The sequence below is a fragment of the Pannonibacter sp. genome (assembly GCF_051860505.1).
Lineage (GTDB): Bacteria > Pseudomonadota > Alphaproteobacteria > Rhizobiales > Stappiaceae > Pannonibacter.
Genome location: NZ_JBHYDX010000013.1, coordinates 19,285 through 41,041 on the forward strand (window position 1 = coordinate 19,285; position 21,757 = coordinate 41,041).

Genomic DNA, 21,757 nt, shown 5'->3' on the forward strand with positions numbered 1-21,757 from the left:
AAGAATAGGGTGATCCGTAGTTCGGCGCCAGTGTGTAGTTTCCCGAAAGCCACCAAGGCCGGGGCCGGGGGCCGGGCGCAGGAAACAGAAAGGCCCTCCCCGGCTTTCCGCCAGAGAGGGCCTTTCAACTTGGGCATACAGTGACCCGGCAGGCGGGCAAATTCAGGCGCGGACGCCGCCCCTCGCCTTGCGGGTTGCCTCCAGCGCCTTTTGCACAAATGAGTCCCGGTCATAGATGTCGTCATGATAGCCAATGCTGCCATCATCCTCGGGCCAGGCCGTGAAATAGACGAGATAAACCGGGATCCGTGCCGTCACCGGTTCGGAATTGTTCTTGCCGGTGGCGATCCGCTCGGCGATATGGCCGACGGGTTTGCCAAGCACGGCGGCGGCCATGGCGCGCGGATCGGACAGGCGGACACAACCGCTGGAAAACGCCCGGACATCCTTCTTGAACAGGTGCCGAGACGGGGTGTCATGCATGTAGATGGCATGCTTGTTGGGGAACAGGATCTTCAGTTCGCCAAGCGCATTGTCGTCGCCCGGACGCTGGCGGACATTGACATTCATCCGCCCCTGCGCGACCGCGACCCAATCGACATCCGCGGACGAAAGCCGCTTGCCAGAGACAGTTGTCACCTCGAAGCCGGCCCGGTCGAAATAGCCGGGGTCCTTGGCCAGGATCTCCAGCTTCTGGTTCACCAGAATGGAACGCGGCACGCCCCAGAACGGATTATACTCAACGGTTTCAAGCTCGTCATAGAACACGGAGGTCTGCGTGCTCTTGGTGCCGATGACCGTGCGCATCGACAAAGGCGCCTTGCCCGGCTCGTAATAGACGGCGGTAAACGATGGCTGGTTGATGAACACCCGGCGCGCGCCGAGATCCTCCGGCAGCCAGCGGATCTGTTCCAGCGCCAGTTCCACCTTGGCCGTGCGGGCCGCGAGGCTATCGCCCGTCAGGGCGCGGATCGTGCCAGCGCCGACAACACCGTCCGGATTGAGACCCGCCTCGGCCTGATAGGCCTTGACCAGGGCGACCAGGTCCGGCGTGAACTCCGGCGTATCGGCGTAATTCCCGAGTGTCTCGATATGCGCTGCCTCCAGCGCCGGGGAAGCGCGATGGCGAATGGCGGAGACAACATTGCTCAGTTCAGCGCTGGACTGGCCCGGCTTGATCAGCGTGCCGGCAGCAATGCTGATCTTCGGTCCTTGATCCTTGGCCGCGCGCAGATGTGCCAGTTCCGCAACCAGCGCGGCGAACTGCGGCGAGGCCGGCTGCCTTGCTTCAAGCGCCACGCCCGGAGCCGACGCCTGCTTCAGGGTTGTCAGAACATCGTCCAGAGCCACCTTCTGGCGCGGCAGGTCGTGATAGCCGGAAATCCGGTTCGGATCGATCCGGCCCCGTCTGGCGTCCAGCACATAGGTCAAGGCCGCAACCGACATTCGCATCTCGAAATCGATCAAGGCCGCGCGGGATGCCTCCTCGTCAAGCCCGGCCAGAACGGGCAGCTCGACCGCGTAGTCGGCGGGATCAAGGCCGAAGCGGCCAGCCTCGGCCAGTGTGGCGGCGACGGCCTGAGCCCGTGCATTGGACGCCCCGCCGGTCACCCAGATAAACTCCGGATTGTCGCGGTAATGCGTCTTCAGCGCGGCACCGACTTCCGGCAATGCCTTGAATTTCATCGATTTGAGCGCCGGTCGCGCAAGGTCGAACTCGGACAGTTCGGCTGTGACGGATGCGACAGTCGCAGTGGCAGCGGCAGTGGTGTTGTCCTGGCCTGAGGCCTGTCCCTCAGCCGCAGCTGTCTGGACGTCTGCAAGACCTGCCAGCGACACGGTCTCATAAGAATCGGCCTTGTAGGTGTAATATTTCGGCCCCGTCACCTTGTTGGCAGTGATCGTCGCACGGTCGAGCGACTGCGCGCGCGGTGCCGGAGCGACGGGTTCCAGACGCTGTGCAGGTTGATAGTCCGGATTGAAGAACCGGTCGAGAAAGGACTGGGCCGATGCCGGGCCCGCCGCGCACAGGCAGGCCAACGCGGCGCCCGCAAGCAACACGTTGCGAGGAAAAAGGCGCCCGGTGGCGCGGTTGAGATCCGGACGGCAAACCGAACGCATGTGTCTAAAAACCTCTGCTCAAATCATGTCGCGGCACCACAACCGGCAGCAAACCCTGCCGTATGTGTCCAATCCCTTCATGGCGAATATCGGGCGCATGGAAAGATACTAGCGCAACCCCAACGCAAAAGTTAACGCAAAGATACTTTTCATCACGACCTGGTGACAGGCCCGGGGCCGCGACAGGCGCTGAAAACCAAGATCCAGCGCGGTGTCCCCGCGCCCGGGCCGGACGGGCCTGCCGCCCGGAGGCCGCGCCTGAGCCCCGCCCCCGCCGCGTTCGGCCACTCCGACCCTGTGCGACATCGTCCTTGGTTCAGACAGCCAGGGCTTCAAGCGGTGAAGACACCCCACAGGGGCAGCACACAGGACCAGCACACAGGAGCAACACACAGGGGGAGCGCACAGGGGGAGCGCACAGGGGGAGCGCCGGAGAGCCAAACGGTCGCCGACTGCCACTGCCCCGACCAGCCCGGTCAGTCGCAAGACCGGACGCCGGTGCCGGACGTCTGCGGTCAGAACGGGATTTCGTCGTCCATGCCGCCGCCGAAGCCGCCGCCAGATCCCCCACCGGACCCGCCGCCAGAACCGCCAGACGAACCGCCGCCGTAGCCACCGCCAGAACCACCCGATGATCCACCAGCATAGCCGCCGCCGGACCCGCCGCCATAGCCGCCAGACCCGCCGTCATAGCCACCACCCGAGGAGCCGTAATCGGACTGGCCACCGCCGCCGCCTTCACCGCGCCCGTCGAGCATGGTCAGGGCCGAATTGAAGCCCTGCAGCACCACTTCAGTGGAAAATCGCTCCTGGCCGCCCTGGTCCTGCCACTTGCGGGTCTGCAACTGGCCTTCGATATAGACCTTGGCGCCCTTGCGCAGATACTGCTCGGCGATCTTGCACAGGCCCTCATTGAAAATCACGACCCGGTGCCATTCCGTGCGCTCGCGCCGCTCGCCCGACCCACGGTCACGCCAGGTCTCGGACGTCGCGATCCGCAGGTTGGCAACCGGCTTGCCATCCTGGGTGCGGCGAATTTCCGGATCGGCCCCGAGATTGCCGACCAGAATGACCTTGTTGACGCTTCCCGCCATGTTCCGGGCTCCTCTTTATCTTGCTCACGCAAGGGCCCCGATCCGGTGTGCCCCCGGCGGAGTCCTGACTGCTTTTCTTCCGCCTCAAGGACGGTATGATCGGGCGGACCCTAGCGCCTAATCAATCCCGCCGCATCCGCGCTTTGCCTTTTCCACAAAGGGAAGCAGCGACCCGGCGGGTCAAGACACTGCAAAATGGCCGCAAAGGATCTTGTTCTTTCTTTGTTCTTGTTGTAGCAAAGTCCCCGGCGCCATGCAACGGCCTCAGGTTCTCCGGTCTGGTCCAAGCACTGCGTTTTCGCGTAAGGGCACTCATGCAAGCTCGTCCGGTTCGGGCCGTGGTGGCCCGAACCTGCCTCCCCTCGCGCCTCCCTGCGTCCAGCCGCCACAGTTTGGCGGTTGAGGCAGCGGCTGCGTTGCGTATAACAGCTGAGACTTTTGCCCGGGTTCCGGGCCAGCCAGGATCGATCTGATGTCCGAGGACGCCAAGCCTTCCCTCCCGACCACCATTTCCCGGGCGATTCCGCCCGAGCGTGGCAAGTATCTGTCGATCCGCGGCGCGCGGGAACACAATCTCAAGAACGTTGACCTGGACCTGCCCCGCGACCGGCTGATCGTCATGACCGGCCTGTCCGGATCGGGCAAATCCTCGCTTGCCTTCGACACAATCTACGCCGAGGGGCAGCGCCGCTATGTCGAGAGCCTTTCGGCCTATGCGCGCCAGTTCCTCGAGATGATGCAGAAGCCTGATGTCGACCAGATCGATGGCCTGTCACCGGCGATCTCGATCGAGCAGAAGACGACGTCACGCAATCCGCGGTCGACCGTGGGCACGGTCACCGAGATATATGACTACATGCGCCTTCTCTTCGCCCGGGTCGGCGTGCCGCATTCGCCGGCAACCGGGCTGCCGATCGAGAGCCAGACCATCAGCCAGATGGTGGACAAGGTGATGGCGCTTGAAGAGGGAACGCGGCTGTTCCTGCTGGCGCCAATCGTGCGCGGACGCAAGGGCGAGTACAAAAAAGAACTCGCCGAGCTGATGAAGAAGGGCTTCCAGCGCGTCAAGATCAACGGCACGTTCCACGAGATCGCCGAGGCCCCGGCGCTGGACAAGAAATACAAGCATGACATCGATGTGGTGGTTGACCGGATCGTGGTGCGTCCCGATATCGCCGGGCGGCTGGCGGATTCCTTCGAGACCGCGCTGAAACTCGCCGATGGCATCGCCATTGCCGAACTGGCGGACAAGCCGCTGCCGGACCTGCCCTCCGACAAAGATGCCGTGCTGCAGAACCGCAACGAGACGCATGAGCGGATCATCTTTTCGGAGAAATTCGCCTGTCCCGTCTCGGGCTTCACGATCACCGAGATTGAACCACGGCTGTTTTCCTTCAACAATCCGTTCGGCGCCTGCCCGTCCTGCGACGGTCTCGGCACCACCCTCGCCTTCGAGGCCGAACTGGTTGTGCCCGACGAAGGACTGTCCCTGCGCGATGGCGCCATCCTGCCCTGGGCCAAGACCGGCGCGACCTCGCCTTATTATGCCCAGACGCTGGAAGCGATCTGCCGCCAGTTCAAGGTGTCGATGGCAACGCCCTGGCGCCAGTTGCCGGAGGAGGTCCGCAGCCTGATCCTGCACGGCTCGGGCAAGACGGAGATCGAATTCGTCTATGACGACGGCGTGCGCAGCTACAAGGCGCGCAAGACCTTTGAAGGGGTGATCGGCAACATCGAGCGGCGCTGGCGCGAGACGGATTCGGCCTGGGTCCGGGAGGAACTGTCCCGCTTCCAGTCCAACCACCCCTGCCCGGCCTGCGGCGGCTATCGCCTGAAGCCGGAGGCGCTTGCGGTGAAGATCGGCGGCTGCCATATCGGCCAGATCTCGAACCAGTCGATCCGCGAGGCGGCGGTCTGGTTCGAGGCGCTGCCATCCCGCCTGACCGACAAGCAGCAGGAAATCGCCGGGCGGATCCTCAAGGAAATCCGCGAGCGTCTGCGGTTTCTCAACGATGTCGGGCTGGAATATCTGTCGCTGTCGCGCAATTCAGGAACCCTGTCTGGCGGTGAGAGCCAGCGCATTCGCCTCGCCTCGCAGATCGGCTCCGGCCTGACCGGCGTGCTTTATGTGCTCGACGAGCCCTCGATCGGCCTGCACCAGCGCGACAATGCCCGGCTTCTGGAGACGCTCCGGCATCTGCGGGACCTCGGCAACACGGTGATCGTCGTCGAGCATGACGAGGATGCGGTGATGACGGCCGATTATGTGGTCGATGTCGGCCCCGGCGCCGGAGTACACGGCGGAGAGATCGTGGCAGTCGGCACGCCGGCAGAGATCATGGCCAACCCGGCGTCCCTGACCGGACAGTACCTGTCGGGCGCCCGGGGCATTCCGGTGCCGGCCGAGCGACGCAAGATCAACAAGAAGCGGCAGATCAAAGTGATCGGCGCGCGCGGCAACAATCTGAAGAGTGTCAGCGCCGACATTCCGCTCGGCACCTTCACCTGCATCACCGGCGTGTCCGGCGGCGGCAAGTCGACCTTCCTGATCGACACGCTGTTTCGCGCGGCGGCCCGCCGGCTGAATGGAGCACGCGAGAACCCGGCACCGCACGACCGTATCGAGGGCCTGGAACATCTCGACAAGGTGATCGACATCGACCAGTCGCCGATCGGACGCACGCCGCGCTCCAACCCGGCCACCTATACCGGCGCCTTCACGCCGATCCGCGAGTGGTTTGCCTCGATGCCGGAGGCCAAGACCCGTGGCTATCAGCCGGGCCGGTTCTCGTTCAACGTCAAGGGCGGACGCTGCGAGGCCTGCCAGGGCGACGGCGTCATCAAGATCGAGATGCACTTCCTGCCCGACGTCTATGTCACCTGCGATGTCTGCAAGGGCCGGCGCTACAACCGGGAAACCCTGGAGGTGCTGTTCAAGGGCAAGTCGATCGCCGATGTGCTCGACATGACCGTGGAGGAAGCGGCGGAGTTCTTTGCGGCCGTTCCGGCGGTGCGCGACAAGATGGAGACGCTGGCGCAGGTCGGCCTCGGCTATATCAAGGTCGGGCAGCAGGCGACCACCCTGTCAGGCGGCGAGGCGCAGCGCGTCAAGCTGGCCAAGGAACTGGCGCGGCGTTCGACGGGACGCACGCTCTATATCCTCGACGAACCGACGACAGGCCTGCATTTCCATGACGTCGCCAAACTGCTCGAGGTGCTGCATGAACTGGTCGACCAGGGCAACTCGGTCCTGGTCATCGAGCACAATCTCGAGGTCATCAAGACGGCGGACTGGCTGATCGATTTCGGTCCCGAAGGCGGCGATGGCGGCGGCATGGTCGTGGCGACCGGGCGGCCGGAAGATGTGGCGGATGTTGCGGCCAGCCACACCGGCCGCTTCCTGCAGGAGTTGCTGCAACGCCGGCCGCAGCGGCGGACCACCGCCGCAGAGTGAACGCCTCGGCATGACCGGCGGAATTATAGTGCGCCGCATCATTTAACGATTCGATCGATTTAAATGCGACGGGAGCGGGGCAGAACCATCTGTCCCGCTTTATTTTTTCGCCTTGCGTGAATTGCATGCCAGTCATGCAGACCCGGCTCTTCTCGCAAATGCGAAGAAGGCGTAGATAGTCGTCATCGGAACGGCGCTGCACCGCACAACGGAAAGCTGGCAGCCGCTCCAGAAGGTTCAAGGATCGGACAAATGATCAATTCCGTCGTTCGCAAGTACAACTCGTGGGTCAACTACCGCCGCACGGTCGAAGAGCTGTCCCGCCTGTCCAACCGCGAGCTGAGCGATCTGGGCATCGGCCGCGGCGACATCGAGTTCATCGCCCGCCGCGCCAGCCGCTAAGCGGTTCGCACGACAAGAATCGCGATCCCGGGCTTTCCTCCTCCCAGGCCCCGGATCGTGTGAGACGGCGGGTTCTTCTCCTCCCAGCCCGCCTGACTAAACGACGCCCGCCGGTACCTCCTCCCACCGGCGGGCGTACGTTTTTCAAACACCCTATCTGCAATGGCCGCGCCCGTCTCCGGGCTGCGGCCTTTTTGTTGCCTTGCCGGGGACGCGGCGGCGCCAGGATGTCACCGCACTGGCTAACGGGCCTTAACGACGCCCTGCAGGGATCGCAGGGCTGTCATGACGAGCCGGCACTGGCAAGACGGCTAAAGATCACCTATCTGTATCTCAACGAATTGAGGACAGATGCCTCAGTCAAATACCCTGATCACAACAAGCAAGAAGAAAGGTAACATCATGCTTCATGATCTCGTATCCAAGTACCGCTCGTGGAAAAAGTACCGCGAAACCTATGATGAACTGGCCCGCATGTCCTCGCGCGAGCTGAATGATATTGGCATTTCGCGTGCCGACATCGGTTCCATCGCCCGTCAGGTGATGCGCTGACATCGAGCCGGGGGTGTATTGCCCCCTGGTGAAGGGGCGCGTTCCCCGACACGCGATCACGGTTCACAGGTGAGCCGCTGATGCAGGAACTCCAGATACTCCGGACCCAGGCAGCGCCGCACGTGCTGCTCTGCAACATGAACAGGGCAGGCATGCAGAATTGTGCATGGCGCGCCGGCTCCGGACAAATTATCAAGAAAACAACACGGGCGGCGCCGAGCTGCCCCGTTTTTCGGGCCAAAGGATTCCTCCTCCCACCTGCGGCCCGGCTTCGACCGATCCACCTCCTCCCGGATCGGCCATCGAAAGAGCGCTTGCCGGTACCTCCTCCCACCGGCGAGCGCTTTTCGATTCTTAGGGGCTTTTCGATCCCCGGGGGTGGCTTTCAACTCGCAGCGCGTGAGCGAAACCAGTCGTCCAGTGGCTGGACAACCGGCGGCAAGCCGTTGGCTTTCGGCCAGCTGTCGATGGCGTAGTCCCTGCCCTTCGTTTCCCTCAGCACAGCGGTGGCATGCGGATAGCGGCCATCGAGCAGGAAGCCGCGTGCGACGGGTGCGCGGACCGAATGGTGGCGCAACCAGCCCCGCGCCTCGACCAGCAGCAGCAGGCTTGTCGTATTGGTCGCCTCGTCGATGCAATCCATCTGGCCCGGCACTCCAGCCCCCTGCAGGTCGAGCCCGCCGCGATCGTTTTGCGAACCGACCTGCACAGCGACCCGGCTTTCCATCCAGGCGACAGCGCGGGCGACTGCGGCCCGCTCCGCCGCCGGCGATGCCGCTCCGGACCGCAGAAACGCCTGCAGCCGGTTCAGATCGCGGCGGCCAAGGTCAACGGGGGTTTTGCGGGCGCAGCCGAAGGCGTGACAGATGTAGACCCGTTCCGGTCGGGGCATTACCCCGTTCTGGCTGTCGTACCAACCAGTCGCCGACGAACTTGACTGAGCGGCACATCCGGCAAGGCCGAAAACCGGCAGCAGGGCCAGAACCAGCCTGCGGACACGCCGGACACGGGCTTCCATGTGGCTCAGCGCTGCGGCCCCGCTTCCACTGTTCATCCGCAAGCCCCCTTTTCCGGACATCCCCTTGCGGCAGCATACGGCCCGCATTGCATCAGAGCCATCGAAACGATATCAGGCATCTTCCTGTTTTCATCGTCCGACGCGGTTCTAAGGCGCTGCAGACGACAGGCGCGGGCCTTCGGTCCCGGCCGTTCCACACGAGGCAAACCCTGATGACGAAACCCGTTCACGTGATCGGCGGCGGCCTGGCCGGGTCCGAGGCCACCTGGCAGCTGGCCAAGGCCGGCATTCCGGTGGTCCTGCACGAGATGCGCCCGGTGCGGGGCACCGATGCGCACAAGGGCGATGGACTGGCTGAACTCGTCTGTTCCAACTCGTTCCGGTCGGATGATGCCGACTACAACGCGGTCGGGCTGCTGCACGCTGAACTGCGCCGGGCCGGCTCCCTGATCATGACCGCAGCCGACAAGCATCAAGTGCCGGCAGGCAGCGCGCTGGCGGTGGACCGTGACGGATTTTCCGAGGCCGTGACGCAGACGCTGGCCACCCATCCGCTGGTGACGCTGTCCCGCGAGGAACTGACCGACCTGCCACCTGAGGACTGGGACAGCGTCATCATTGCCACCGGTCCCCTTACCTCCCCCGCCCTGTCCGAAGCAATCCTCAAGCGAACGGGCGAGGATTCGCTGGCATTCTTCGACGCCATCGCGCCGATCGTGCATTTCGATTCGATCGATCTTGACGTCGCCTGGTTCCAGTCGCGTTATGACAAGGTCGGGCCTGGCGGCACCGGCAAGGATTATATCAATTGCCCGATGGACAAGGCGCAGTATGACGCCTTCATCGACGCGCTGATTGCCGGCGACAAGACCGACTTCAAGGAATGGGAGGCCAACACGCCCTATTTCGATGGTTGCCTGCCGATTGAAGTGATGGCGGAACGCGGGCGTGAAACCTTGCGCCATGGTCCGATGAAGCCGATGGGCCTGACCAATGCGCATAATCCAACGGTCAAGGCCTATGCCGTTGTGCAACTGCGCCAGGACAATGCGCTCGGCACGCTCTACAACATGGTCGGTTTCCAGACGAAGCTGAAATACGGCGAACAGGCCGAGATCTTCAAGATGATCCCGGGGCTGGAGAATGCCGTCTTTGCCCGGCTTGGCGGCCTGCACCGCAACACGTTCCTCAATTCGCCGAAGCTGCTGGACGGCAGCCTGCGGCTCAAGGCCGAACCGCGGCTGCGCTTTGCCGGCCAGATCACCGGATGTGAGGGTTATGTGGAATCGGCCTCTGTCGGTTGCATGGCGGGTCTGTTCGCTGCGCGGGAAAGACTTGGGCTGGAGGTGGTCACGCCGCCGGAAACCACAGCCATGGGGGCGCTGCTGGCGCATATTACCGGCGGGCATATCGCCCGTGACGACGAGGACGGCCCGCGCTCGTTCCAGCCGATGAACGTCAATTTCGGCCTGTTTCCGTCGGTTGAAGCCCCGGCCAAGGCCGAGGACGGCAAGCGGCTGCGCGGCGCTGACAAGGCGAAGGCACGCAAGCTGGCCATGACCCAGCGGGCACGGGCGCATTTCGAGGACTGGATCGGAGCGAACCGGCTGGCGGCGTCCTGAACAGGCTGCTGCGGCGGATGGCTACCTGAGCGCCCGCCGCGCTGCCCGCCAGATGATCCACTGGCGGTAGATCTGGGACAGTTCCGCGCTGTCGCGAAAGGGGTCGAACCCCTTGCGCTCCATGACTTTCAGGAACGGCTCAACAAGGCAGACCGGCAGGAAGGCTGGCGCTACCTCGGGACGGATACAGGCTATCTGTGCGCGGGTGCGATCCAGATGATGCCGGGCATGGGCCCGCATCTCCGCCAGTGCGGCCCCCAGTTCCGGCGTCATTTCGCCCCTGAACATGGTCTCGCGATCAACCCCGTGCCGATCAAGGACATCGGCGGGCAAAAACAACTGGCGCCGCGCTGCATGCCAGGGCAGCGCGCGCAGAAGACCGGTGAGCCCATAGGCGACCCCGGCATGACCGGCTGCGTCACAGGTTCCCGGTTCCTCGCCGCCGGCAAGAATGATCGAGCCGAGCTGCATCAAGGCCGATGAGGTTTCGCCGGCATAGCCCTCAAGATCCGTCAGTGTCGGCATCGGATCATCGTAGAGATCGAACACCCGCGCATCGAGAAGTGCGATCAGGGCTTCTACGGGCAGATGATACTGCCTGATCGTGCTGGCAAGCGCCGCAGCAACAGGGTTGGCGGAAGCCTCGCCATGCTCGGTCCCGGTGAGGAAGTCGCGCCACCATTGCAGGCGAACCTCCCCCGGCAGCGGATCATTGACCAGATCGCGGACACGGGCGACTTCACTGTTGAAGGCGTAGAGCGCCAGCAATCCGCCCCGGTGTTGCGGCGCGGCGAACAACGCCGTCAGATAGCGATCGATATCATGGTCCCGCACCAGGGCCTGAACATGGTCGAAGGGATTTCCCATCGTCCTACTCGAACGCAAGCAGGACCGCAGCCACAGCGCGGTCTTCTGACAACATCACATTAAGCGTACGAACGGCCGCGCCCGTCGACATGGGATCGGCCAGGATACCGGCCTCGCGGAAGGCTGCCCGCCATTCCGGCTTGAGAGGGCGCAGGTCTATCCCCGTCCCGACCAGCAGCACTTCGATGTCCTCGGCCTGGTCCAGAACCCTGACGAAGCTGCCGAGTGTAATCTGGCTAAAGTCCGCGACGTCCCAGCCGTGAATGCCAGAGGGAAGACAGAGGATCGAGCCGTGGTGCGACATTCCGGCAAACCGGAACCCGCCGCCGCCATAGGCGTCGACGGGCGCGCGGCCGGGGAAATGCGCCTTGCGGATTTCCATCGCTGTTCCTGTGTTGGCGAACCGGCTCAGGCCGTCTTCGCAGCATCCGTCCCGGTCGCTTTCTTCTCATCCGTATCATTTCCGCCCTGGCGGAGGTTGAAGAGAATCAGCATGGGAGCAGCGAGGAAGATGGATGAGTACGTGCCAATGACGATGCCGAAGATCATGGCCAGCGTAAACGACTGGATGACCTCACCACCAAACACATAGAGCGCAGACAGGGCAATCAAGGTCGTCACCGACGTCATGGTCGTGCGGGCCAGTGTTTCGTTGATCGACAGGTCCAGAAGATCTGTCAGCGACAGCTTCTTGTAGCGACGCAGGTTCTCACGAATGCGGTCATAGACGACGACCGTGTCATTCAGCGAATAGCCGATGATCGTGAGGATTGCGGCGATGCTCGACAGGGTAAAATCAAGCTGCAGAACGACGAAAAGCCCAAGGGTGACAATGACATCGTTGAGCGTCGTCAGGATCGCGCCGACGGCAAACTGCCATTCGAAGCGAAACCAGACATAGAACAGGATGCAGATGAGCGCGACAGTGATGCCGATGCTGCCCGCCGTCGCCAACTCACCCGAGACACGGGGGCCGACGATCTCGACGCGGCGGAACTCCACCTCATCGGCGAAGGCCGAGCGAACCGCGTTGATGGCGAGCTGCTGGGCCTGTTCGCCGCCGTCCTGCTGCTCCATGCGGACGAGGACTTCATCCGGAGAACCGAACTGCTGCACCTGGACATCGCCCAGATTGAGGGTGCCGAGCTTGCCACGGATCGCGGCAATGTCTGCCGGGCCTTCGGTCTTCATTTCGATCAGGCTGCCGCCCTTGAAATCAATGCCGAAATTGAGGCCAACCGAGAAGAAGAGAACGGCGGAAAGCACTGCGACCGCAATCGACAGCGGGAAGCTGTACTTGCGAAACCACATGAACTTGTAGGTCGTGTTATCGGGAATAAGCCTGAGCAGGCGCATGATGATGTCCCTCCCGGTTCACAGGTTGATGCGCGTGGGACGCGCATAGCGAACCCAGGTCGCGACAAGGAACCGGGTCAAGGTGTAAGCGGTAAAGACGGTCGTGAAGATGCCGAGTGCCAGCGTCACGGCAAAGCCCTTGACGGGACCAGACCCAAGCTGGAACAGCACAACGGCCGCAATCAGTGTCGTGATGTTGGCATCGAGGATGGTGCCGATGGCCCGGCTGAAGCCGGCATCAATCGCCGAGATGGCCGAACGGCCATTGCGGACTTCCTCGCGGATGCGCTCATAGATCAGGACGTTGGCGTCCACTGCCATGCCGATGGTGAGCACGATGCCAGCGATGCCTGGCAGGGTCAGCGTCGCCTGCAGGATCGTCAATGCGGCAAAGATCAGGGTGATGTTCACCGCCAGGGCGATGTCGGCAAAAAGGCCGAAGCGGCCATAGGCGAGAATCATGAAGATCGCGACAGCTGCAGCGCCGATCAAAGACGCCAGCTGGCCGGCGTCAATCGAATCCTGACCAAGGCCCGGGCCGATCGAGCGTTCCTCAATGACGGTCAACTTTGCAGGAAGCGCACCAGCGCGCAACAGCACAGCCAGGTCATTGGCGCTTTGCACCGAGAAGTTGCCAGAGATCTGGCCAGAGCCGCCAGTGATCGGTTCATTGATGCGCGGGGCGGAGATCACCTCGTTGTCGAGCACGATGGCGAAGGGACGGCCGACATTCTGGGTCGTCACCGTCGCAAACTTGCGTGCGCCCGAGGTGTTGAGGCGGAAGCTGACGACGGGCTCGTTGGTCTGCGGATTGAACGAGACCTGTGCGTCGACGAGATCCTCACCGCCCATCAGCGGAACTTCTTCGACAAGATAGGGGATCGACGGCTCGTCGACGGAGTTCAGTATGATCGTTCCCACCGGCGGGCGGCTTTGCAGCGCCTGGTCGGGGGACATGGTCACGTCGACAAGATGGAAGGTCAACTGGGCGGTCTGGCCGACCAGCGCCTTGAGTCGCTCGGGATTCTGCTCGCCGGGAGCCTCCACAAGAATCCGGTCGGAGCCCTGGCGCTGGATGTTCGGCTCGGTCGTGCCGATTTCATCGACACGGCGGCGGATCACCTCGATCGACTGCTGCACGATGGAGGCCATCCGCTGCTCGAGGCCCTGGTCGGTGAAGGCATAGCGGACAAGCCCGTCACCGGAGACGGTCATTTCGAATTCATTGACAGCCTGCCCTGAGAACAGCGAACCGGCGAGCGGATTGACCAGCGGCGCCAGACGCGTCCGAGCTTCCTCGATCTTGTCCGCATCGCGGATGCGAACCTGGACAGTCTCGCCCTGGATCGCAAGCCCGGTATAGCCGATGCGCGGTTCCTTGCGCAGCTCGTTGCGGATTTCGCCGGTCAGCGTGGCCAGGCTCTTGTCGATGTAGTCGCGCTTGTCGACCTCATAGAGAAGATAGGCACCACCCTGCAGGTCCAGGCCCAGCACGATCTGCGTCTTGGGGAGCCAGTTTGGCCAGCTCCGGAGTGTTTCGGCAGACATGAAATTCGGCAGGATCGAAACGATCCCCCCGAGGATCACTGCAAAGATCAGGGCGATCTTCCAGCGTGCAAAATAGAGCATGAGTGATTGCCTGTGTTGGCTGTGCCACCTGATGCGGGGCGCCTCTTGACCGATGGGCTTGCCTCCGGGCGCGGTGAACGCGCCCGGGTGCCAGATGCGGCTTATTCGCCGTCCTTCACCGGTTCCGACTTGGAACGGACTTCCGCCACCATGGCGCGAACCAGACGCGCCTTGACGCCTTCAGCCAGTTCGACCTGGATTTCAGAATCGTCAACGACCTTGGAGACCTTGGCAATCAGGCCGCCAGATGTGACCACGACATCGCCCCGGCGCAGGTTCGACACCATTTCCTTGTGGGCCTTGACCCGCTTCTGCTGCGGGCGAATGATCAGGAAATACATGATCACGAAGATCAGGATGAACGGCGCAAAGGACAGCAGCGAGCTCGGATCCGACAGGGAGCCGGTCTGGGCGTAGGCAGGGGTGATCAACATCAAGGACTCCTCAGGGATGGGCGGCAGGACGGGCCGGTGCGGCCGGATCATCACTTTTCGCCCCATTCAGGTCGCGCGGACTATAACCACGGGGCCTTGCATTTCAAGTCACACGGCGGGTTTCAGCGTACCGATCCGGGCAAAACCGGCATTTCGGCCCCTCCCCCCACATGTTAATCCTGACAGCAGGACCTTTTGGTTCGCCCCCATATAGGCATTCGACAATCCGGTAACAGTGTTCTCATGACAAAAGCAGCGCCCGAACCATCCCAGGCCGTCCTTTCTGAGGTCGCGGCGAAGCTTGACCAGCTGATCGCCCTGATTGCCCGGGCGGTGCCTCCGGCCCCCATGGCGCCGGATTTTGCCGGCGCCGACGCCTTCATCTGGCAGCCGGTGCCGGGCAATCTGGTGCCCGTGCCCAAGGTCAACCGGGTGGAGATTGAACTCCTGTGCGCCATCACCCGCGTCCGCGATCTCCTGGTCGACAACACACGGCGCTTTGCCAGGGGATTGCCAGCCAACAACGTGCTTCTGTGGGGCGCGCGCGGCATGGGCAAGTCGTCCCTGGTCAAGGCCGCGCATGGGGCGATCAACGCTGGCGGCGAGACGGCCCCGCTCAAGCTGATCGAAATCCACCGCGAGGACATCGAGACACTGCCCGCCCTCATGGGCCTGATCAAACCGGCGCCGCACCGCTTCATCGTGTTCTGTGATGACCTCTCCTTCGACCACGATGACACGTCCTACAAATCGCTGAAGGCCGTGCTGGAAGGCGGCATCGAGGGGCGACCGGAGAATGTGCTGTTCTATGCCACCTCGAACCGGCGCCATCTGCTGCCACGCGATATGATCGAGAACGAGCGCTCCACCGCGATCAATCCGGCAGAGGCCGTCGAGGAGAAAGTGTCATTGTCGGATCGCTTCGGCCTTTGGCTCGGCTTCCACAATTGCTCGCAAGACGACTATCTGGACATGGTCGGGGGATATGTCCGGCATTATGGGCTGAGCGTTCCGGCTGACATTCTCAGGGCGGATGCACTCGAATGGGCGACGACCCGTGGAGGCAGGTCAGGCCGCGTGGCGTTCCAGTTCATCCAGGATCTGGCCGGCCGGCTCGGCGTCGCCCTCAACGCCCGGTAAACTGCAACAAATAGGGCGGTCCTTGCGGATCGCCCGAGGTTCATGACAATTCCACACTCAATCGTCCCGGCTCGGCGCTTCGCTGCGCCCGGGATGACGATAGAGGGTTTGTCAGCAGTCTGAAGGCGGCCACTGGCCGCCTTTTGTATTTCTGATTGCCCGGCTTATCCCCGCGGAAGGTATCGCAGCGGATCGACCGGCTTGTTGTCCTTGCGCAGTTCGAAATGCACCTGCGGCTGGGTCACCGAGCCGGTTGCACCAGCTTTGGAGATGACCTGACCCCGCTGCACGGTCTCGCCGCGCTTGACCAGGATCTCGCTGTTATGGGCATAGGCGGACACCCAGCCGTCATCATGGCGGATCAGGACGAGGTTGCCGAAGCCCTTGAGTTCATTACCGGCGTAAAGCACCGAACCGTCTCCGGCCGACTTGACGGGCGTGCCTTCCGGGACAGCCAGGTTGATGCCGTCGTTGCGGGTGCCACCGGGCTTGGAGCCATATTCGGAGATGACACGACCGCGCACCGGCCAGCGGAACATCGGGCCGCCCACGCTCTCCTGGGCATCGGCAGCCGCTGTCTGAAGCGGTTTGGAATCCTGCGCTGCGCCGGCAAGCGCCTCGATCGCCGGCTTGTCCGTCGCCGGAAGCGTCGAGGCCGGAGCTTCACGCAGCGCCGTCACGGGCGTTGACTTGGGCGGAACCGGCTTTCCGGCGACCAGGGGCGCAGACGGGCGCGCATCGGTCAGGGTCGGCTTGGCAGGAGCCACGGCGGCAAAGGACTTGCCCGACGTCGGCTTGCGCGCCGGAGCCTGAACAGTGGCAATCATGTTGGTAGCCGGAGAAATCGATCCGGTTGTCGCGGGGGCTGCCCCGGCGGGCGGCAGGGTCACCGGACGCGCGGCGGCAGCGGACGAACTCGAATTGTTCGCCGCATAGACATAGGTCGGAATGATCACGGACTGGCCGGGACGAACCTGTGACGAGGAGTCGAGCCCGTTGACGGCCATGATGGCTTCGGTCGGCACGCCATAGCGGCGGCCGAGCGATGCAACAGAATCGCCTTCACGCAGCTGGATCCGGGTGCCCCCGGTCGAGGTCCATCCCTTCCAGGAGTTTTCTCCCGCCGATACGGCAGAGGCAACCGGTGCGGGAGCCGCAGGCACGGCAGGACGCGCGATCACCGGCTCGCCTGTCGGCGACAGCTTCACCGGCGGCGGAGCAGAAGACGTGACCGTGCCGGCAACCGGCGGCAACTTGCTGGACGCAATCGACCCCGTCGTCCGGGGGGTAGCGCCCGCGGCCGGCAGGTTTCCTGCAACCTTTCCAGGCCCGCTCACGATGTCCTGATAGCTCGGCTGATTGGACTTGGCTCCGCCGAGGATGGAGCGCTGATTGGCGGTTCCGCCCGTGTAGACGGGACCATCCGCAAATCGCTCCATGCTGCCGCTGCAGCCGGCGCCAAGACCTGCCAGGAGGCCAATGGCGGCGACCCGTGTCCAAGGGGACTTGCGATCGTTACGCATCCGACTGGTCATTGCCCTGCTCGACCCACTCTCAGTTACCATGCGACCAGTAAAGAGCAGTAAGGTTGACAAAGCCTAAACACAGATACGGAACGGCAGAATTCCGCCGAGAGATCAAGGGCTAAAGAAAATTTGCCCGGCCGGGCCGCAAGGAAACGAGGCGCAACTCGCCCAAATGTTCCTCAACGTCCGATTCTGTGCCGCGCCGGAAACGCACCAGGGTCTGCACCTTGCCGGGCCACCCGACCGTCGCGACAAGAACGCCCTCGCTGGTCAGCTGGCTCTTCAGGACATCAGGGATCGAGGGCACGGAACCGGTCAGGACGATTCGGTCGAAGGGCGCCCGTTCGCGCAAGCCCTGCAGACCGTCGGCATGATGCAATTCGCAATTGACGATCTTGAGGGCGGCCAGCCGCTGGCGGGCAAGGCCAATCAGTGTCTGGTAGCGCTCGACGGTAAAGACATGCTGGCACAGATGCGACAGCACGGCCGACTGATAGCCGGAGCCGGTGCCGATCTCCAGCACCCGGTGACCAGGCTGGATTTCGAGTGCTTCGGCCATTTGAGCGACCAGCGACGGCGCGCTGACCACCTGGCCACATTCGATTGGCAGCAGGCAGTCTTCATAGGCATAGCGATGCAGCCGCGCGGAGAGAAACAGCCGGCGCGGCACCCGCTCGATGGCCGAGAGAACGCGCCGGTCGTTGATGCCACGCCGGCGCAGGGACAGGACAAGGGACGCACGCGCTTCGAACTCGTCATGCGTGACAACCGGTGCATCCGCCCCGCCCGTGTCAGCCATCCCCGCCCCCTTGCTGCCCTGCGATATGCTGCAAGGCGTTGATCCGGTCAGTCCAGTTCCGCCGCCAGCAAGCCGACCAGGTCATGGGCCGTCAGATCCAGTCGCAGCGGCGTGACGGAAATGTGGTTCGAGACGATCGCATTCAGGTCGCTGTTGCCGACCGGATCATGCGAGCGCTCCTGGAAGCCCAGCCAGTAATAGGCGTTGCCGCGCCGGTCCGTGCGCTCGTCGATGACGAGACCGCCCTGTTCATGATGTCCCTGCACCGTGACCTTCACCCCGGCCACCTGGTCCGGCGGACAGTCGGGAAAATTGATGTTGAGCAAGGTGAAGCGCGGCAGGTGGAAGCGCATCAGTTTGCGGAACAGGTCCGGTCCGAGCACTTCAGCCGGTGAATAGTCCGGCTCGGTGCCGACGGCAAAGCTCCAGGTCTGCGACACGGCGAAGGACGGAATACCAAGGATGGCGCCTTCCATCGCGCCGGCAACCGTGCCCGAGTAGGTCACGTCATCAGCCATGTTCTGACCCCGGTTGATGCCGGAGAGGATCAGGTCCGGCAGCCCCGGCAGCACTTTGCGCACGCCCATGATGACGCAGTCGGTCGGCGTCCCGCGCAGCGCGAAGTGCTTCTCGGATATCTGACGCAACCGCAGGGGATCGCTGAGCGTCAGGGAATGGGCGACCCCGCTCTGGTCCGTTTCCGGGGCGACAACCCAGACATCATCGGACAGTTCACGCGCAATGCGCTCCAGCGCCTTGAGGCCTTCGGAGTGAATGCCGTCGTCATTTGTGATCAGAATACGCATGTCAGCTGATCCGCTCCAGTCCGCCCATGTAGGGCCGCAAAACATCCGGAACGGTAATAGAACCGTCCACGTTCTGGTAATTTTCCATGACCGCGATCATCGCGCGGCCCACTGCAATGCCGGACCCGTTCAAGGTGTGAACATGGCGCAGGCCCTTGGCATCAGCCGGGCGATAGCGCGCATTCATCCGCCGGGCCTGGAAATCGCCGCAAACCGAGCAGGACGAGATTTCGCGGAACATGTCCTGCCCCGGCAGCCAGACCTCGATGTCATAGGTCTTCTGCGAGCCAAAGCCCATGTCGCCGGTGCACAGCGTCATGACGCGGTAATGGAGGCCGAGTTTCTGCAGCACGGCTTCGGCGCAGCCGAGCATGCGCTCAAGTTCAGCGGCCGAGTCTTCCGGACGGGTAACCGAGACCAGCTCGCATTTCTGGAACTGATGCTGGCGCAGCATGCCGCGCGTGTCGCGGCCGGCGGAACCCGCTTCCGAGCGGAAGCAATGGGTCAGCGCCGTCACGCGCAGCGGCAGGACCTCCTCGCCGAGAATCTCGTCCGCGACCATGTTGGTCAGCGGAACTTCGGCGGTCGGGATCAGATAATGCCCCTCCCCTGCCCGGAACAGGTCTTCCTCGAACTTCGGCAGCTGGCCGGTGCCGTAGAGCGCCGAGCCATTGACCAGCAGCGGCGGCGACACTTCCATGTAGCCGTGTTCAGTGGTGTGGAGATCGATCATGAACTGGCCGAGCGCGCGCTCCAGACGCGCCAGCTGACCCTTGAGCAGGACAAAGCGCGAGCCGGACATCTTGGCAGCGGTGCCAAAGTCCATGCCGCCGAGCGCTTCGCCCAGTTCGAAATGTTCCTTCGGCTTGTTGATCGCGGGAAGCACCGGCTTTGCGCCGTGAACATGCCGGACGACATTGCCTGCCTCGTCGGCGCCATCTGGAACATCGGCGAGCGGCAGGTTGGGGATAACACACAGCGCCTGATCCAGCGCCTCGTTGAGGCGGCGTTCCTCTTCCTCGCCATCCTGGATCATCGACTTGATCTTGGCGACCTCGTCGATCAGGGCCTGGGCTGCGGCATCGTCTTTCTGGGCCTTGGCCTTTCCGATCTCCTTGGAGGCGGCGTTGCGGCGCTCCTGGGCCTCCTGGAGCCGGGCGATATGGGCGCGGCGGGCATCATCGAGGGCGATCAGACGGGCGGAGGCAGCTTCCACGCCGCGGCGGGCAAGGGCAGTGTCGAAGGCTTGCGGGTTATCCCGGATCCATTTGATGTCGAACATGTGGGCTTCCGATGGCAATTGGGCCGATTGACCTGCACCGGATCGCCGTCAGGGCGGCAAGGGCCTGGAAGGTCAGGCGTCCTCGTCCTTAGCCCGTTCCGCGCGCCGGCGCTCGATCAGTCGTACCGAAACGATGGAAACTTCGTAGAGAAGCAGCGTTGGCAGCGCAAGGCCGATCTGGCTGATCGGATCAGGCGGCGTCAGGATGGCGGCCAGGATAAAGGCGATGACGATAGCGTATTTGCGCTTTTCCTTGAGCGACTGGGCCGAGATCAGACCGGCCCGCCCCAGGAGCGTCATCACCACCGGCATCTGGAACACCATGCCGAAGGCGAAGATCAGCACCATGATGAGGTCGAGATATTCGCTGACCCGTGCCAGATGCTGGATCGCAACCTTTCCCTCCCCTCCGGTCTGCTCCATCGACAGGAAAAAGCCCATCGCCAGCGGCATGACCAGGAAATAGACGAGCGAGGCCCCCATGATGAACAGCACAGGCGTTGCCGCCAGAAAGGGCAGAAACGCCTGCCGCTCGTTCTTGTAGAGGCCCGGCGCCACGAACATGTAGATCTGCGATGCGACCACCGGGAAGGCCAGGAACAGCGCGCCGAACAGCGCCAGCTTCATCTGGGTGAAGAACCATTCCTGCGGCGCCGTGAAGATCATCTCCACCGGCTTGTCCCCCCCGACGGCCTGCAGATAAGGCACCGTCAGGATGTTGTAGATGTCGATGGCGAAATAGAAGCAGACCACGAACATCAGCATGATCGCGATCACGGATTTCAGCAGCCGGGAACGCAATTCGATCAGATGCTCGATGAGCGGCGCCTTGCTGGCGTCAATATCGTTCTCGCTCATGGCCTCGTCTCGGTTCCGGTAGCGGGCTCGGCTTGTCCGGTTGCGGCAGGGGGGGCCACAGTGACGGGCTCGGGCTCGGCAATGGCTGGTGCTGCGACCTGGACCTCTGCCGACGCGGTCACTGTCGGTTCAGCTGCCACAGCGACCTCGTCAGACGCGGCAGGAGCGGCCTTGCCGGCATCGGGTGCGGTGGATGGAGTTGCGATCACTGGCGCGATGGACTTCTTCAGATCGGCGAGCGGATCGAAGTCCTTGACCCCCTTGGCGGCCTCCTCGACGGTCTTTTTCATGTCGAGAACATCCGCCTCACGCTCGGCTTCCTTGAGCGCGTCGTTGAAGGTGGACTGAAATTCATTCGCCATGCGGCGCATCTTGCCGATGGTCTGACCAAAGGCGCGCAACATGCGCGGCAGGTCCTTGGGGCCCACCACGATGATCGCGACCACGGCGATCACCAGCAGTTCCGTCCATCCGATATCAAACATCAACGCCCGCCAGTTCTAGCAAAGCCGTGCAACGAACCGGTTCAGTTCGTGCGGGACTGGTCCTGGGTCTTTTCGGCAGCGACCTGCCCGGCCGGCTGATGATCGATGGTCTTGGGGGCTTCCGGTGCCTGCGGTGCAGGCGCTGCGGCCGTGTCGTCTTCGGACATGCCCTTCTTGAAGCTCTTGATGCCTTTTGCAACGTCGCCCATCAGATCGGAAATCTTGCCCCGGCCAAACAGCAGGATGACGATCACTGCAACGATGAGAAGCTGCCAGATACCGATGCTCATTCCTTCAACTCCCACTCGTGCC

Annotated in this window: 20 protein-coding genes; 5 read left to right on the forward strand and 15 right to left on the reverse strand. The window is 63.2% G+C overall.

Going from position 1 to position 21,757, the window contains the following annotated elements; translation table 11 throughout:
• Positions 1-162: 162 nt before the first annotated feature.
• Together ACTIFE_RS10790 and ACTIFE_RS10795 are read right to left on the reverse strand one after the other, a co-directional pair.
• Positions 163-2,121: a L,D-transpeptidase family protein gene (locus tag ACTIFE_RS10790; protein ID WP_439529156.1), complete on the reverse strand. Its 1,959-nt coding sequence runs from the start codon at positions 2,119-2,121 to the stop codon at positions 163-165.
• Between the two features lie 515 nt (positions 2,122-2,636).
• Positions 2,637-3,215, reverse strand: a complete 579-nt coding sequence (locus ACTIFE_RS10795) for a single-stranded DNA-binding protein (RefSeq protein ID WP_439529157.1) — start codon at positions 3,213-3,215, stop codon at positions 2,637-2,639.
• A gap of 472 nt (positions 3,216-3,687) precedes the next feature.
• Between ACTIFE_RS10795 and uvrA the strand changes: the two genes are divergently transcribed.
• From uvrA to ACTIFE_RS10810, 3 genes are all read left to right on the forward strand, one after another.
• Positions 3,688-6,669: an excinuclease ABC subunit UvrA gene (gene uvrA, locus ACTIFE_RS10800; protein WP_439529158.1), complete on the forward strand. Its 2,982-nt coding sequence runs from the start codon at positions 3,688-3,690 to the stop codon at positions 6,667-6,669.
• 252 nt (positions 6,670-6,921) lie between these two features.
• Positions 6,922-7,071 carry a DUF1127 domain-containing protein gene (locus ACTIFE_RS10805; RefSeq protein WP_106753173.1) on the forward strand — a complete coding sequence of 50 codons (150 nt, stop codon included), beginning with the start codon at positions 6,922-6,924 and terminating at the stop codon, positions 7,069-7,071.
• Positions 7,072-7,473: 402 nt separating this feature from the next.
• The gene (locus ACTIFE_RS10810; RefSeq protein WP_106753353.1) at positions 7,474-7,623 is read left to right on the forward strand and encodes a DUF1127 domain-containing protein; all 150 of its coding nucleotides are present in this window, start codon (positions 7,474-7,476) and stop codon (positions 7,621-7,623) included.
• A gap of 385 nt (positions 7,624-8,008) precedes the next feature.
• Here ACTIFE_RS10810 and ACTIFE_RS10815 read toward each other — a convergent pair whose 3' ends face one another.
• Positions 8,009-8,677 carry a hypothetical protein gene (locus ACTIFE_RS10815; RefSeq protein ID WP_439529159.1) on the reverse strand — a complete coding sequence of 223 codons (669 nt, stop codon included), beginning with the start codon at positions 8,675-8,677 and terminating at the stop codon, positions 8,009-8,011.
• Positions 8,678-8,853: 176 nt separating this feature from the next.
• On the opposite strand from ACTIFE_RS10815, the gene trmFO reads away from it, so the two are divergent.
• Positions 8,854-10,263, forward strand: coding sequence for a methylenetetrahydrofolate--tRNA-(uracil(54)-C(5))-methyltransferase (FADH(2)-oxidizing) TrmFO (gene trmFO / locus ACTIFE_RS10820; RefSeq protein WP_439529160.1), 1,410 nt, complete (start codon positions 8,854-8,856; stop codon positions 10,261-10,263).
• Between the two features lie 21 nt (positions 10,264-10,284).
• On the opposite strand, the gene ACTIFE_RS10825 is transcribed toward trmFO, so the two are convergent.
• From ACTIFE_RS10825 to yajC, 5 genes are all read right to left on the reverse strand, one after another.
• Positions 10,285-11,130 carry a phytoene/squalene synthase family protein gene (locus ACTIFE_RS10825; protein ID WP_439529161.1) on the reverse strand — a complete coding sequence of 282 codons (846 nt, stop codon included), beginning with the start codon at positions 11,128-11,130 and terminating at the stop codon, positions 10,285-10,287.
• Between the two features lie 4 nt (positions 11,131-11,134).
• Entirely contained in the window at positions 11,135-11,512 is a 378-nt protein-coding gene (locus tag ACTIFE_RS10830; protein WP_439529162.1) for an Mth938-like domain-containing protein, read from the reverse strand.
• Positions 11,513-11,538: 26 nt separating this feature from the next.
• Positions 11,539-12,486 (reverse strand): protein translocase subunit SecF, encoded by a 948-nt coding sequence (gene secF, locus ACTIFE_RS10835; protein ID WP_439529163.1) that lies wholly within the window; start codon positions 12,484-12,486, stop codon positions 11,539-11,541.
• Positions 12,487-12,504: 18 nt separating this feature from the next.
• Positions 12,505-14,115 carry a protein translocase subunit SecD gene (secD, locus tag ACTIFE_RS10840; protein WP_439529164.1) on the reverse strand — a complete coding sequence of 537 codons (1,611 nt, stop codon included), beginning with the start codon at positions 14,113-14,115 and terminating at the stop codon, positions 12,505-12,507.
• Between the two features lie 101 nt (positions 14,116-14,216).
• Complete coding sequence (gene yajC / locus ACTIFE_RS10845; protein ID WP_439529165.1) at positions 14,217-14,549, reverse strand: preprotein translocase subunit YajC; 333 nt, start codon at positions 14,547-14,549, stop codon at positions 14,217-14,219.
• 243 nt (positions 14,550-14,792) lie between these two features.
• Here yajC and ACTIFE_RS10850 point away from each other — a divergent pair, with 243 nt between their 5' ends.
• Positions 14,793-15,689 (forward strand): ATP-binding protein, encoded by an 897-nt coding sequence (locus ACTIFE_RS10850; RefSeq protein WP_439529166.1) that lies wholly within the window; start codon positions 14,793-14,795, stop codon positions 15,687-15,689.
• Positions 15,690-15,853: 164 nt separating this feature from the next.
• On the opposite strand, the gene ACTIFE_RS10855 is transcribed toward ACTIFE_RS10850, so the two are convergent.
• From ACTIFE_RS10855 to ACTIFE_RS10885, 7 genes are all read right to left on the reverse strand, one after another.
• Entirely contained in the window at positions 15,854-17,212 is a 1,359-nt protein-coding gene (locus ACTIFE_RS10855) for a peptidoglycan DD-metalloendopeptidase family protein (protein ID WP_439529167.1), read from the reverse strand.
• A gap of 121 nt (positions 17,213-17,333) precedes the next feature.
• Positions 17,334-18,014: a protein-L-isoaspartate(D-aspartate) O-methyltransferase gene (locus ACTIFE_RS10860; protein ID WP_439529168.1), complete on the reverse strand. Its 681-nt coding sequence runs from the start codon at positions 18,012-18,014 to the stop codon at positions 17,334-17,336.
• 47 nt (positions 18,015-18,061) lie between these two features.
• Complete coding sequence (surE, locus tag ACTIFE_RS10865; protein ID WP_439529169.1) at positions 18,062-18,820, reverse strand: 5'/3'-nucleotidase SurE; 759 nt, start codon at positions 18,818-18,820, stop codon at positions 18,062-18,064.
• Position 18,821: 1 nt separating this feature from the next.
• Entirely contained in the window at positions 18,822-20,102 is a 1,281-nt protein-coding gene (gene serS, locus ACTIFE_RS10870) for a serine--tRNA ligase (RefSeq protein WP_439529170.1), read from the reverse strand.
• A gap of 72 nt (positions 20,103-20,174) precedes the next feature.
• Entirely contained in the window at positions 20,175-20,960 is a 786-nt protein-coding gene (gene tatC, locus ACTIFE_RS10875; protein ID WP_439529171.1) for a twin-arginine translocase subunit TatC, read from the reverse strand.
• Positions 20,957-21,445, reverse strand: a complete 489-nt coding sequence (tatB, locus tag ACTIFE_RS10880; RefSeq protein WP_439529172.1) for a Sec-independent protein translocase protein TatB — start codon at positions 21,443-21,445, stop codon at positions 20,957-20,959. The genes tatC and tatB overlap by 4 nt, the downstream gene beginning before the upstream one ends.
• Positions 21,446-21,486: 41 nt before the next feature.
• Positions 21,487-21,735, reverse strand: coding sequence for a twin-arginine translocase TatA/TatE family subunit (locus ACTIFE_RS10885; protein WP_439529173.1), 249 nt, complete (start codon positions 21,733-21,735; stop codon positions 21,487-21,489).
• Between the last annotated feature and the right edge of the window lie 22 nt (positions 21,736-21,757).